General features: G+C 63.0%; 13 protein-coding genes. 1 reads left to right on the top strand and 12 read right to left on the bottom strand.

What is annotated here, in order from left to right:
- Positions 1–64: 64 nt before the first annotated feature.
- A complete protein-coding gene (locus FJ958_RS00150; RefSeq protein ID WP_140737845.1) occupies positions 65–982 on the top strand; it encodes a LysR substrate-binding domain-containing protein in 918 nt (305 codons plus the stop codon).
- A gap of 19 nt (positions 983–1,001) precedes the next feature.
- Here FJ958_RS00150 and FJ958_RS00145 read toward each other — a convergent pair whose 3' ends face one another.
- From FJ958_RS00145 to rnc, 12 genes are all read right to left on the bottom strand, one after another.
- On the bottom strand, positions 1,002–1,274 hold the full coding sequence (locus tag FJ958_RS00145; protein ID WP_140737842.1) for a DUF3303 family protein: 273 nt from the start codon (positions 1,272–1,274) through the stop codon (positions 1,002–1,004).
- A gap of 15 nt (positions 1,275–1,289) precedes the next feature.
- Positions 1,290–2,753, bottom strand: a complete 1,464-nt coding sequence (locus FJ958_RS00140) for a RimK family protein (RefSeq protein WP_140737840.1) — start codon at positions 2,751–2,753, stop codon at positions 1,290–1,292.
- Entirely contained in the window at positions 2,750–3,856 is a 1,107-nt protein-coding gene (locus tag FJ958_RS00135) for a peptidase C39 family protein (protein WP_140737837.1), read from the bottom strand. The genes FJ958_RS00140 and FJ958_RS00135 overlap by 4 nt, the downstream gene beginning before the upstream one ends.
- A gap of 206 nt (positions 3,857–4,062) precedes the next feature.
- Complete coding sequence (locus FJ958_RS00130) at positions 4,063–4,854, bottom strand: anti-sigma factor (protein ID WP_140737835.1); 792 nt, start codon at positions 4,852–4,854, stop codon at positions 4,063–4,065.
- The gene (locus FJ958_RS00125) at positions 4,851–5,369 is read right to left on the bottom strand and encodes an RNA polymerase sigma factor (RefSeq protein ID WP_140737832.1); all 519 of its coding nucleotides are present in this window, start codon (positions 5,367–5,369) and stop codon (positions 4,851–4,853) included. The genes FJ958_RS00130 and FJ958_RS00125 overlap by 4 nt, the downstream gene beginning before the upstream one ends.
- Positions 5,370–5,530: 161 nt before the next feature.
- Entirely contained in the window at positions 5,531–8,293 is a 2,763-nt protein-coding gene (locus FJ958_RS00120; protein WP_140737829.1) for a DUF2339 domain-containing protein, read from the bottom strand.
- Positions 8,294–8,376: 83 nt separating this feature from the next.
- The gene (locus FJ958_RS31870) at positions 8,377–8,628 is read right to left on the bottom strand and encodes a PaaI family thioesterase (RefSeq protein ID WP_246679446.1); all 252 of its coding nucleotides are present in this window, start codon (positions 8,626–8,628) and stop codon (positions 8,377–8,379) included.
- Positions 8,579–8,833, bottom strand: coding sequence for a hypothetical protein (locus tag FJ958_RS31865; protein WP_246679445.1), 255 nt, complete (start codon positions 8,831–8,833; stop codon positions 8,579–8,581). Before FJ958_RS31865 ends, FJ958_RS31870 begins: the two co-directional genes overlap by 50 nt.
- Positions 8,830–9,591 carry a DNA repair protein RecO gene (gene recO / locus FJ958_RS00110; RefSeq protein ID WP_140737826.1) on the bottom strand — a complete coding sequence of 254 codons (762 nt, stop codon included), beginning with the start codon at positions 9,589–9,591 and terminating at the stop codon, positions 8,830–8,832. The genes FJ958_RS31865 and recO overlap by 4 nt, the downstream gene beginning before the upstream one ends.
- Positions 9,592–9,723: 132 nt before the next feature.
- Complete coding sequence (locus FJ958_RS00105; protein WP_140737823.1) at positions 9,724–10,902, bottom strand: porin; 1,179 nt, start codon at positions 10,900–10,902, stop codon at positions 9,724–9,726.
- A gap of 672 nt (positions 10,903–11,574) precedes the next feature.
- Entirely contained in the window at positions 11,575–12,495 is a 921-nt protein-coding gene (gene era, locus FJ958_RS00100) for a GTPase Era (protein ID WP_140737820.1), read from the bottom strand.
- Positions 12,492–13,217 (bottom strand): ribonuclease III, encoded by a 726-nt coding sequence (gene rnc, locus FJ958_RS00095; RefSeq protein ID WP_140737817.1) that lies wholly within the window; start codon positions 13,215–13,217, stop codon positions 12,492–12,494. The genes era and rnc overlap by 4 nt, the downstream gene beginning before the upstream one ends.

Here is a 13,217-nt window from a genome sequence, read left to right as displayed (position 1 = left end):
AAAACCTTTCCAAAAACAACGATTTCTGCAATTTTGATAAGCTTAACTTATCTATCTGCCGATCATGGTCGCACTTCCATCCCTAAAAGGACTTCAGGCTTTCGAGGCTGCGGCGCGTACCGGCAGCTTCGCCGCGGCGGCGGAAGAGCTTTCCGTCTCGGCCGCCGCCATCAGCCAGCTTATCCGCACCGTCGAGGAGCAGATGGGCCGCAAGCTGTTTCATCGGGTCAACCGTAGAGTTGTCCTAAGCGAGGCAGGAGTCGAAATGCTGCCACGGCTGACCATGGCCTTCCAGGAAATCGGCAGTGTCTCGCGCGAACTGAGCGGCGATGCCTTCCGCCCGCGTCTGGTGGTCTCGGTGCCGCCGTCCATGGCGATGGGCTGGCTTTCGCGGCGTCTCGCGGGCTTCGTCGCAAGCCATGGCGCCGCCGATATATCGCTTCGCGGCGATGACGACCCGGTGCCGTTCGACCGTGAGTTGATCGACATCCGGCTCTCCTACGGTCCGCATTATCGCGAGCACCCGACCGAAGAGATCGTCCGGGACGCCGTCTATCCCGTCTGCGCGCCACAGCTTTCCGGCATGATCAAGGCGGATGGCGATGCGCTCGCCGGGCTGCCGCTGATCCACACCGACTGGGGACCGACGGGCGCGTCATTTCCGTCCTGGCGCAACTGGTTCGAGGCGGCCGGCGTCGAACCAGGCCGGGCGGCGCAGCGCGGCCTGTCGGCCAACTCGTCGCGCGCGGCCCTCGACCTCGCCATTTCGGGGCTGGGCGTGGCACTGGCACAAGGGGTCTACTGCGCCGAGGCGGTGGAGGACGGCAGGTTGGTGCGGCCCGCCGCAAGGGCGATTGCATTGCGCCAGTCCTATTGCCTGACGATCCCGGAGCGGAGCGCTAGGCGCGATGTCGTGGTGGCGTTTCGCGATTGGCTGATCAATGAATGCCGGCGCGCAGTGGGCTCGCCGGCGCTCTGTTGACCCGACATATGGGCGATGGTCAAAGTTGCCCGCTCAGCGCCGCCACCATGTCCTTGCTGGTGGCCACCGGGACGATCTCGAACTCGACCAGATCCGCCCATTCGATGACCCAACGCTGCAGGAGCGTGACGTCGTCGGCCTCCACCAGCAGGAAGCAGCGGCTCATATCCGCCGCGATCCAGCTGTGGTGCACCACAAGCTCCTCCGGCTTCAGGCGGCCCCGGTCGCGGAAGCGACGGTAGATGTCCTTACGGTCGCGGCCGGTGAAATCCTCGATCACGATGAACTGCATGTTCCCCTCGGTGAATTATCGCCCCGGCCGCTCGAGCCGCTCAAGGAACCATTGCGTCAGCCGGACCCAGACCTCGTCCTTCTCGCCCGAATCCTCCCAGCCATGGTCGAGGTTGGGATTGTCGTTGACCTCGATGACGAAGACGCCGTCCTTGGTCTCCTTGAGGTCGACGCCGTAGAGGCCGTCGCCGATGCAGCGCGCTGCCTTCACCGCCGTCTCGACGACGTGGGCCGGCGTCTCCTTCAGCGTGAAGGTCTTGATGCCGCCCTGGTCTGGCTTGCCATTGGCCTTGTGGTTGACGATCTGCCAGTGCTTCTTGGCCATCAGATAGTGCACGGCAAACAATGGCTGACCGCCGAGCACGCCAACGCGCCAGTCATATTCGGTCGGGATGAATTTCTGCGCGATGAGGAGGTCGGAATCCTCCAGCCATTCGGTTGCAAGCGTCCTCAGCTCCTCGAAGCTGGCGCATTTCTTGACGCCACGCGAGAAGGACGAATCCGGGATCTTCAGCACCAGCGGGAACCCCAGCGTCTGCGCCGCAAGCTCGAGATCCGAAGCGCCGGCGATCATCACCGTCGGCGGCACCGGCACCTTGTTGTAGGACATCAACTCGTTGAGATAGACCTTGTTGGTACAGCGGATCATCGACAGCGGATCATCGATGACCGGCATGCCTTCCTGCTGGGCGCGGCGGGCGAAACGATAGGTGTGATTGGAGATCGAGGTGGTCTCGCGGATGAACAGCGCGTCGTAATTCGCGAGCTTGGCGAGATCCTTCCTGGTGATGGGCTCGATTTCGACCCCCATCTTTTCGGCGATCTTGGCCCAGTAGCGCAGCGACGAGATTTCCGACGGGGGCAATTCCTCATGCGGATCGACGAGCGTGGCGAAGGTGTAGCGCGCCGGCGTGCGGCCCTTGGTGTCGCGCCACTCGCGGTTGGTGTAGGTCTCCAGGCACTGGATGAAGTGCGCCTCTTCTTCCTCGGTCATCCGCGCCAGCGGATGGAAGCCGATCTTACGGATCGAGGCCCATTCGGCGCTGTCCTTGATATGGACCTCGAGCGCCGGCGCCCTGAACCAGTCGAACAACAGCTTGGCGAAACGGTCCCACACCTTGGAGGGCCCGATGCCGAAGAAGATGCACACCTTCGCCGGAAAGGCGCCGCCGAGATCCTTGCGGCATTTGTTGAGCGCCAGCTCCAGTTCCGGCAGCGCATGCTCATAGAGCTTGCGCTCCGACAGGTCGATCATCGTCTCGACGGTCGGGATGACCTTGTGACCGCGCGAGCTCGCCAGCAGCGAGGCATAGTAGCCGCGGCTCTGGTAGCCGTAGTTGTTCGACAGATTGATGACCTTCGGCCGCTGGCCCCGGAACAGCGCCGGATGTGCAAGATAGTCGCGATTGGTGATGATCTTGTGCGGTGTCGCCACCTGGTCGAGATCGCTCTGCCTGCCGGTAAGGATGACCCAGGTCATTGTGTGTCGCGCTTCCCCAGAGTGATGGCGGCGCGCAGTCCGTCGCGGCCGAACTGCGCCATGTTCATGAAGATGCCGTAGGGCACGGGAATGTTGGCGGCATCAAGGATGGTTTCCTGCCTTTCGTCCTCGACCCAGGGATCGTGGATCAGAATATGATCGCCGTCATCGCCGATGGCCAGCACCCAGTGCGGCACCTTCTTGCCGAACATCAGGAAGCCGCTGATCAGCACCAGCACCAGCTTTCCCGCGGCGATCGCGGTTCTGATGTCATCGATGGTGAACGAGCGGTAATTCACCGGGATGCCGTAAAGTTCCGTGCGGCGGCGAAAGTCGACCTGGGCCAGTTCCATTACCCGGCGCTTTTCCTCGCTGCGCACCGACTGCAGGAACAGCGCGCCGTAGAAGGAAACAAAGATTTCCGCGGCGAGCCCGCTTTCGTACCCCGAGACAGCCAGGCCGAACGGTTCGCAGCCGCCCGGTCCAGACATCATGAAGACAGTCGTCGCCTCGCGCCAGAGGCGGATTTCCATCACCGGATCGGGCACGAAACCGCGGTCGAAATTGGCCATGGCCATCATCAGGCAACAGGGGCCGCAGGTGAATTCGCAGGTCTGTTGATAGAATGGCACCCGGGTGGCGACCGCAAGGTCGCCGCGCAAGGTCTTTTCATAACGAAGCGCGGTCGCGCCGTCCTCGTAGTAGCCAGGCTCCCGGCCAATCTTGCGGTAGCCAGCAAGCTCGTAGATGCGGATGGCACGGCCGTTGTCTTCGCGCACTTCGAGACGCAGCATCATACGATCGTGCTCGAAGGCCGCCTCCTCCGCCGACGACAACAGCTGGCGCCCGATGCCGAGCGCGCCGAAAAACGGGCCGACAGCTATGGAATAGAGCCGTGCGACGCCACTGCCCTTGCGAAACAGCACGATCGCATAGCCGGCGACGCGGCCGTCGACTTCGGCGACCAGCGTCTCGGCGGTCTCACGCTCGATGAACAGACGAAAAGAGCGTCGCGAAATGCGATCGCTCGAGAAAACGGCTTTCTCGATGGCGGCGAGATCATCGACGTCAGACGCGCGGGCCGTGCGGATATCGGCAGGCATGCGACTTGAGAAAACCTCGATTGGGTTGCGGAAACGGCCCCGGTCAAAAGCGTCGCAAACACCGGCCGAAGCGCCGGTATTCATGAAGCGCTATCGCTCCTTGATTAGGGCCGAATTGTGACAGTTTCCTCGACGGCATGGAAGCGGCCTGCTTTGAATAGGATCGCTGTCTTGAGGCTCCGCCGGCTGCGAAAATAGCCGCCAACTCAGCTTGCGAGACCTGCCAAAAGCTGGCCATAAGCGCTCTTTGCCACCACTGCCAATTGCTCACGCGGCAGCGAGCCAACGACGGCGCAGCCATAGCCCTTGTCCAGCCAGTAGATGGCCTGCGGACCCGCCTGCGCCGAAGCATAGGTGCCCGTGGCATTTTCCGCCGATTCCGCCGTCACGAAGAGGGATATGCGCTCTCCCTTGTCGTCCTCGTAGAGCAGCATCGCGGCCTTGCTTTCGCCGGCCGGCAGCAGCCGGCCGCCGATCAGTTGAAAACCGTTCGCGGTCAGGTCCGGCGCCACCAGCTTCAGGCCGACCCGGTTGGACAGCCAGGTCTGCAAATGATCCTTGTCGCTGGCGGGCACTTCCACCGCGTGCCGCTTCTCGGCCGCGTAGATGACATGGGCGGCAATCGCCTGTTCGGCCAGCCGGTCTTCCGCCTGATCCTCCTGTCCGATGCCGTCAATGCCGGCAACGTAGCCGCCAAATCCACCCGCAGCCAGAAGCACGGCCGCGGCCGCGCCAAGCCACCAGCGTGAACGTGGCGCCTCTGCCTTGACCGGCGTTTCGCCGAGCACGACCTTGCGCAATCGCACTGGTACGGCCTCATCCAGCACGCCGGCAAGGGCGGCGCGCAATGCCTCCCGGTCGGCGGTGAAGCGGACGCTCCTGGCCTTCATCTCAGGATTGGCCTCGAGCCAGGCTTCATAGGTGACACGCTCATCGGGCGGCAGTTCGCCGTCGAGCGCCATGTGGATGTCACGTTCGGAAAAATCGCGGCGGATCATTTCTCGACGATCCTTATCGTGCGGCGGCGTGCCGTGTCGTCCAGCAACCCACGCAGTTCCTCACGCCCGCGCGCAATGCGCGACATCAGCGTACCGGCGGGCACGCCCAGAATGTTGGCGGCTTCGGCGTAGGAGAAGCCTTCAATGGCAACCATGACAAGGGCCGCGCGGCGATCGGGGCTGATCGCCTGCAATGCGTCGATGATCTCGCGTGAGGCGATGCCGTCCAATTGCTCGGCAGGCTGGGCTACCGTCTCGCCCGCCTCCAGCGGCAGCATCGCCGCTTCGCCGCGGCGGTTCACCTTGCGCATCTGGTCGATGAACAAATGATGCATGATCGTAAACAGCCACCTCCTGGGGCTTTCTCCTGTCTGCCAGTTGTCGAGCCGCAGCAGTGCGCGCTCGAGGCAGTCCTGAACGAGGTCGTCGGCAGCATCGCGGTCGCGCAAAAGCGAGCGTGCGTAGCGGCGCAGGCGCGGTATTTCGCCAAGGATTGCTGCTTTCTTTTCGTCCATGACCGCTGGTTCTGAGGTCGCCCTTGTTGATCTCGATTGAACGCGCCTTGCCGGCGTGGCGCAAGCGGCCAGCGCGAAGCGGTCCGCCGCCCCGGTCACCCAAGCAATGAGATAACGCTGGCGGGTGCCGGTTTATTCCCGGCTGGATTGAATTTCCCCCGTCATTGCTCGTCTACAGATACCGTCTCCCTCGCCGCCCGCGTCAGAAGCCGCTGGTAGAACAGGCCAATGCCGATCAGCACGGCGCCCAGGCCGATGAAGGACAGCGCCCTGAGCACGCCTTCCAGTTCCGACATGTCGAACAGGAAGACCTTCAGCACAGCGACCGCGATCAGCACGGCGGAGGCAACGCGCAGCACTTGCGACCTCAGCAAGACGCCGGCGGTGAGCAATGCTACGCCGATGACCAGCCACAACGCCGAATAAGTGTAGGTCTCCAGCTGACCGAGTCCGCTCCACAGGCCGATGAACTCGCCCTTGAACAGGCGTCTTACCGACAGCGTGGCATAGGCGAAGGCAAGAAGAGCCGCGACCAGCGCCAGCATCGCCGAATACCATTTCGGCCGCTTGCCTCGGGCATAGAGCGCCAACCCGCCGGCGGCGACGGCCGGCAAGAGATAGGCCAGGAACAACAGGTTGAAGACCGGAATCCGGCCAGTTGATTCGTCCGTTAACAGCGGATCGAGCACCAGGAAGTGCTGGACGATGACGAAAGCGGCTGAAACCACGCCGGCGGCCATCGAGCCGTAACGCAGCACCGAGCTTGGCGAGCGCCGGTCTATGGCGACCAGGATGGCGCCGGCGCCGATGGCGATCAGCGTATAGATCGCCTGCTCGGCAAGCGTTGGCGCATCGCTGTTGATGATGCCGCCATGCATCGCATGACGCACCAACATGGCAATGGTGAGCAGCGCAAACAGCGCCGCTGCCGCTTCCATGGCGAGGCGCGGGCGGCCATTGGTGGTGCGGGCGAGCTGCCAGGCGGTGAAGCCGAAAGCGAGCGCGGGTATGCCGTAGCCAAGCAGCAGCCAGTTGAACACCGGCTTCCTGGAAAGGAATTCCGCGCCGACGATGGTCGGATCGAAGGCGACGCGGCCAAGCACAGCAATCACCGCGCCGACCGCAATCCAGCCGAGCACGGGATAAGAGCGCCAGCGGGTCGCCAATGCGGGCACAATGGCCGCGGCACCCAGCAGGACAGTGGTCCAGCCGGAAACGAAAGCCATGTGCAGCATCAGCAGGCCGGCGACCGCCGCGCCACCCAAGGCAAACGACACCGCCATGCCGCCCTTGAGCGGCGCCTCCTCGGCCCGCGCGATCCACTCGCCGCCAGTGGCGAAAACCACAACCAGAAGAGCTGCGACGGCGGCATAGGCAAAGTCGCGGTCGAGATTGCCAAAGGTGAACCACAGCGCCAGCAGGATGACCAGCGGCACGATAACGCCCCATGCCGCCCATGAGGCGGCGCGGATCTGTGTTGCGGCGGCAAATCTTCGCGCCGCCCAGAGCCCGGCGACAATGAAGACGAGGCCCAGCGCGAGGCCAATGCGCAATGTCAGCGTATTGGCGATGGCCAAAGGCGAGCCATCAACACCCAAGACGCCACCCGAAAAGTCGGAAGTGATCGAGGTCGGCGGGATGATGCCGAGATAGATCAGCACCGTCGCCAGCCCGGCGGCATAGAGCAGCGGCAGCGCCAGCGGGCGGTAGAGCGCGACGGCCACCATCGCGGCAAGCAACCCCGCGCCCGGCAAGGCATAGCCGGCAGCGCCAAAGACCGGGTCGACCGACAGGCCCAGCGCAGAGAATGCGATGAACAAGCCAGGCACGATGGATGGCCAGTCGAATGCCTTGGCCGGTTCGGTTTCGCCGCCACGGCGGCCGAGCCAGGCAAAGGCGAGTACGGCGAGCGTGACGGCGTCGATGAACAGGATGGCGGAGAGGTTCGCGCCTGGCGCATCCATCATGTAAAGGACGGTCCAGATGCCCGTGCCGGCAAAAGCGGCCGCCATCAGCAATTTCCAGTCGCGCATGCGAGCGATAACGCCTGTGGCGGCCAGCACGATGGCGAGATAGCCGAACAGCGCCCAGGGATTGGGCGCCTGCGAGGCAACCAGCATTGGGGTTACAATGGCGCCGACGAGGCCGATGCCGGCCAGCGCTTGGCCGTGGACGAGAGCGGCGGCAATGGTGGCGATGCCGATGGCACCGAGCAACGTGAAGGCAAGTGCCGGCCCGATGAAGCCGTAGATGCCGTGAGCGGCATAGACAGCGCCGAACAGGATGAAGGCGCCGGCCGCCGTCAGGACCGCCGGAATGTAGGCGCCGGCCGCACCTTGCACCGGCACCTTGAAGCCGGTGCGGCGAATGAACTCGCCAGCGGCAACCAGCACCACCCCAAGCACCGCCGCCATGGTGAGCCGCACGCCGGGGCCGAAAATGCCGGCCTCGATGGTGTAGCGAATCAGGAACAGCCCGCCCAGTGCCAGCGCGATGCCACCGACCCAGACGGCCCAGCGGGTGCCAAGCGCCGTTTCGACGTCGGACCGGCGAGCGGCTTTCGCAGCGGCTGCCGGCGCGGCAGGTTCCGTTGCCTTCTGTGTCGCCTCGCCTGGGTTCCACGGGCCAGCCAGGACCTCGCCGGTCAGAGTTTCCACTTCCGTGGCCGGCCCCTGCGCGGTGATCGGCTCGCCCGCCGCCGGCGAGGCGATATCGGCGGCCGCCACTGCCACCGGCGCCTCGTCCAACTTGCCATCGGCCGGAGTCTGTTCGGTCGGCTTGGCCATGGGCGGCGCAGCGCCTGAGAGCACAAGGCTACGCAGGGCGCCAAGTTCGCGCTCGATCAGGCCGATGCGGTTCTGCTGGCGCGACATGATGACAAACAGGGCGATGATGGCGACAAGGCCGATCAGGTTCTCAAACATGGCGGTTCCCTCAAACCAGGCCAGTTTTCACTGACGTTTCGTCTCACTGACATTCAAATGCGGCGGCCAGGCGGCTGGAAAACTCAACGTGCCGCCAGATTGGCGGCCGGAAATACCGAACATGTCTCGGTGCCGAAAGCCAGAAGCTTGCCGCTGGCATGCTTCAGCGTCGCTTCCGAAACCGCAAGCGTGCGGCCCTTGTGGACCACTTTGCCTTCGCAGACCACCTCGCCGGTCCTGGGCGTGATCGGCCGCGTGAGGTTCACCTTGAATTCCGCGGTCGTGTTAGGCCTCGCCCTTTTCGAGCAGCGTCTGCACGTTGAGGTGGCGCTCACTTGGCACGCCACGGAACACGGCGCGGCCTTTCTCTACTTCAGTTAACGCGAAGCTGAGTTGATAGGAGATCGGGGGTGCCGGATATTTGCCGTCGATAATGCGCTGCAGAAGTTCGAGGCCGGTATATTTCGTTATGTCGGCGTGCGGGATTGTGCCGAGGCCGAGCGGCGAGACTCGGCCCGGATAGAGCTCGACTTCGCTCATGCAGCATTGTCTCCGGCGATGGTCTTGCGTGTGGCATGGTGCTTGCGCAGTGCGGCAAGAAAACCGCTGCGGGCGTCGGGCTCGTCGATACCGCGCGGCTCATAGACGTGGCGGGTGAAGAAGAAGCCGGTCAGCCGGAAGGCATCCTCGATCGCCACCGGATCCCCACGCAGGCCGGAGCCGCGCTGCAGGAACGCCGGCAGCGCCAGCATCTTGTCGCGCCATGGAGCGCCGGCTTCGCGCGAAACCGCGCGGCCCGACTTCGGTGAGACATAGGCAAGATCCTGCCGCGTGCCGGTGGCGGCGCATTGGCTGAGGTCGAGGCCAAAGCCGAGTTCATCGAGGATCAGAAGTTCGAAGCGTGCCACCAGTTCGCCAGCCGCATCGGCATCGTCAAGATGAACGATCATCACGGCGAGCGCTTCGTAAAGGCCGCCATGGGCGTCGCGCTCCGGCAGCAGGCGCAGATGCGCGGCCATGGTCTGCAGCCCGTAGACTGCAACGGCGCTGTCCATCAGCCGGGCGGCGTTCATCTCGATCGCTTCGGCCTGGAACGTGCCGAGATGCTCGTCGAGCCGAGCCCGCCACCAGAGATCGACGCGATTTCCGGGCTGGAGAACGGGTTGCTGCTTACGCGAGCGGCCGCCACGCACGAGACCGAGATGGCGGCCATGCGCTCTGGTCATCACCTCGAGAATGGCGCTGGTTTCGCCATGCCTGCGGGTGCCGAGAATGATTCCCTCGTCGCGCCATTCCATGCCTGAGCTTTCACCGATCGGATGGCGAAATCAAGATGCGGCCCAGGTGACTGGCGAATCAGCGCTCGACCTACAGATAAAAAACCGCCCGCAGCGATATGCTGCGGGCGATCTTATAGATCAGTTGGTGCTTTAGAACGAGCGCTGGAAGCGGAGGATACCGCCGAGGCTGCTCTTCTTGTTGGCCTTGGTCCAATTGTTGAAGTCGACGTCGCCGAACTTCCCAGCGTTCAGGTAATCGACTTCAGCCGTGACCACAAAGCCGGGCACAACGGTATAGGCTACGTTAGCGGCGATGCCGAGGTTCTTCCAGTCGTCATAAGAGACCTGGGCATTGAACGACGTCTTGGCGTTGAACTTGTAGGTGCCGCCGCCCCAGACTGCCCAGTTGCCGCCCCACTGCTTGTAGAAGCCACGGCCGTGAGCGTCGATGACGTTACCGGCATCGTCGTTGAGGTTATTGTCCGAACCGTAACCGCCCATGACGAACAGCGACAGTTCCTTGGTGACGTTGACGTCCAAACGAACCTTGCCGGCCACTTCCTCGTAATTGCTGTCATAGGCGACAACACCGGTGATCGCACCCCAGTCGGCCTTGTACTTCAAGCCGCCGACGACATGCGGAACGTAGCTGTCGATGGTGCCCACCGAGCCGGCGCCTTCTTCGAGCGAGACCATGGCCGAGATGCCGTTGCCCGCGTCGAAGTAGTACTGAACGACGTTGCTCTCCTGGCCGCCATACGGAACCAGCGTATCCTGGATGACGTTGCCGGCGTAGCCGATGAACGTATCGAAAGCCGTATCGTCCTTACCGACGCGCAGGCCGCCGAGCTGGATATAGGCGAAACGCAGCGAGAGAGACTTGTTACGGCCCTGCCAGTCGTCCCTGCTCGTATTGGTTGGAAGTTGGTTGGTATAGTCGCCGCTGCTGTTGCCGTAGTTGAACCGGGTCTCGGTGTAGGTCTTCAGGGTACCGAGTTCGGTCTCCTGGCCGGTCCAGGTCTTCAGCGTGAAGCGGGTGTTCTTGTAATAGGTCGAATGAGTGGTGCCGGCGTCCTGATGATCCGGGACGTGGTTGACACCATCGAGCGAGCCGGTATCGCCGACGCCGATGTCATAACGCACATAGCCGCCGATGCGCAGGCAGGTCTCGGTGCCCGGGATGTAGAAGTAACCAGCGCCGTAGACGTCGCAGATCTTGACGTATTCGGCCGGTTCCGGTTCGGCGACGACGACGGCGTCCGCGGCGCGTGCGCCGGAGACCGCGATCAGTGCCGCGGCTGAGCCGAGAAGGAGGCTCTTGATGTTCATTTTCTGACCTCTCCAGTCAAGTTAAAAAAATTAGCTTCGGATTTGTGGAAGACGGATCAATTTCGCCTCACCCCCACAGCGAAAACGGCTCGCACCGCGACCCCTTTTCGATCGCGAACATACTCACCGATCCTCAGCCTTCAATGACAATTCCATAAATACGCCGGATTCCTGCCACAGATTAAATCCGTGTTGCACAAATAACACTAATTCATGCGCCTTCATTTTAAAAGCAGCACAAATGGCACATCGTCACATTTATGTAATAATCCCGATTTCTTTCGCGTCTAACTTTATTTTATTGATGTTTATCTTATATGTTTCAATTGGTGATTATACGCCACCTAAGTACATTAGGAAGTATTTGCTTCCCGCCCTTGATTGGTGAGAACGGGAGTCAAATTCCGTCTGCCGCAACGGAAGAAATCGTGCCGCCCCGGACGCCACTGACCGCGTCGACGCGCTCCAAGGCAATCAGGAACGCGGCCAAGTGCCCCGCGAGTCGCGGGAGGCTAGCGATATGCCCGTGCCGTGACGTCTCGCCTTCGATCCAACCATGGACGGACCAATGCGAGGCATGCCCCTTCCCCCGGCACACCTATCGGCGGTGACACAGAAATGGGCAGCTGCAAAGGCGGCGCGCCAGTCTCGGCCGACGCGCCTTTCCACGCCCTAATGCGGAAACTCCAGCCCCATCTCGCGGTAGCGCTCGGGATCGTCGCCCCAGTTCTCGCGCACTTTCACGAACAGGAACAGGTGCACCTTCTGCTCGAGGATGCCCGAAATCTCCATGCGCGCCGCCTGGCCGATGGCGCGGATGGTCTCGCCCTTGTGGCCGAGCACGATCTTTTTCTGGCTGTCCCGCTCGACATAGATGACCTGCTCGATGCGCACAGAGCCATCCTTTTTCTCTTCCCATTTCTCGGTCTCGATATGCGAGGAATAGGGCAACTCTTGATGCAGCCGGAGATAGAGTTTTTCACGGGTGATTTCGGCCGCCAGCTGGCGCATCGGCAGGTCCGAAATCTGGTCTTCCGGATAGTACCAGGGGCCGGCCGGCAGCGCCTGTGCCAGATAATCGAGCAGATCCTTGCAGCCGGAGCCGGTCAGCGCCGAGACCATGAAGGTGCGCTGGAACGGCACCTTCTCGTTGGCTGCCGCGGACAGGGCCAGAAGCGCCTCTGGCTTGACCCGATCGACCTTGTTGAGGATCAGCGCCATCGGCTGGCGCACGTCCTTCAGCCGTTCGAGGATGGCTTCGGCATCGCCCCGGATGCCACGCTCGGCATCGATCAGCAAAAGCACGATATCGGCATCCTTGGCACCGCCCCAGGCAGTCGTCACCATCGCCGTATCGAGGCGCCGCCTGGGCTTGAATATGCCAGGCGTATCGACGAAGACGATCTGTGCATTGTCATGCGTGGCGATGCCGCGCACGATGGCGCGTGTCGTCTGCACCTTATGGGTGACGATCGACACCTTGGCGCCGACCAGTTGGTTGACCAGCGTCGACTTGCCCGCATTCGGTGCGCCGATCAGCGCGACGAAGCCGGAGCGCGTGGCGGGAGCAACTGCGTTGTCTTCGGCGGTCATGCCGCGCTCCCTTCATTGACCCAGACACCCTCACGAACCAGAAGAGCCGCGGCAGCGGCCTGCTCGGCCTCGCGCTTGGATCGGCCGGTGCCGGTTGCAGGCAGAAATGCGCCAACCCTGACGCTGATGGTGAACAGCGGATCATGGTCCGGCCCCTCGCGGCTGTCGATCTGATAGGCAGGAACCGCGCTCGCCGCCTGGTGCGCCCATTCCTGCAATTCGGTCTTGGCGTCGCGGCGTGCCGCACCCGAGGCCTGCGAACGGGGCTGCCAGTATTTGTGGATGAAAGAACGCGCCGCCTCCAGCCCACCGTCAAGGTAGAGCACGGCGATCAGCGATTCCAGGGCGTCGGCCCGCAGATTGACGCGCTTGCGCCCTTCGAGCCCGCGCACATCCGATCCGGCACGGATCAGGTCCGGCAGCCCTATGTCCTCCGCGATCTCGGAAAGCGCCTCGGCATTGACCAGCGCATTGAGGCGCAGTGACAGTTCGCCTTCCGCCGCGTCGGGAAACGCGGCCAGCAACATGTCGGCAACGATCAGGCCGAGAACCCGGTCACCGAGAAATTCGAAACGCTCATAGTCGGTGCCGGCATTGGCGCCGCGTGCACTGGCATGGGTGAGCGCGCGCTGCAGACGCTGGCGGTCTGCAAAGGCATGGCCCGTGCGTTCCACAAGCGCTTCGGCGAGCGCATCGGCGGTCAACCGCTTCGTTACCGCCAT

Origin of the sequence: Mesorhizobium sp. B2-3-5, assembly GCF_006442395.1 — a bacterium.
GTDB lineage: Bacteria > Pseudomonadota > Alphaproteobacteria > Rhizobiales > Rhizobiaceae > Mesorhizobium.
Note: the sequence above shows the minus strand (reverse complement) of the source record. Positions and strands in the feature narration are given on the sequence as shown.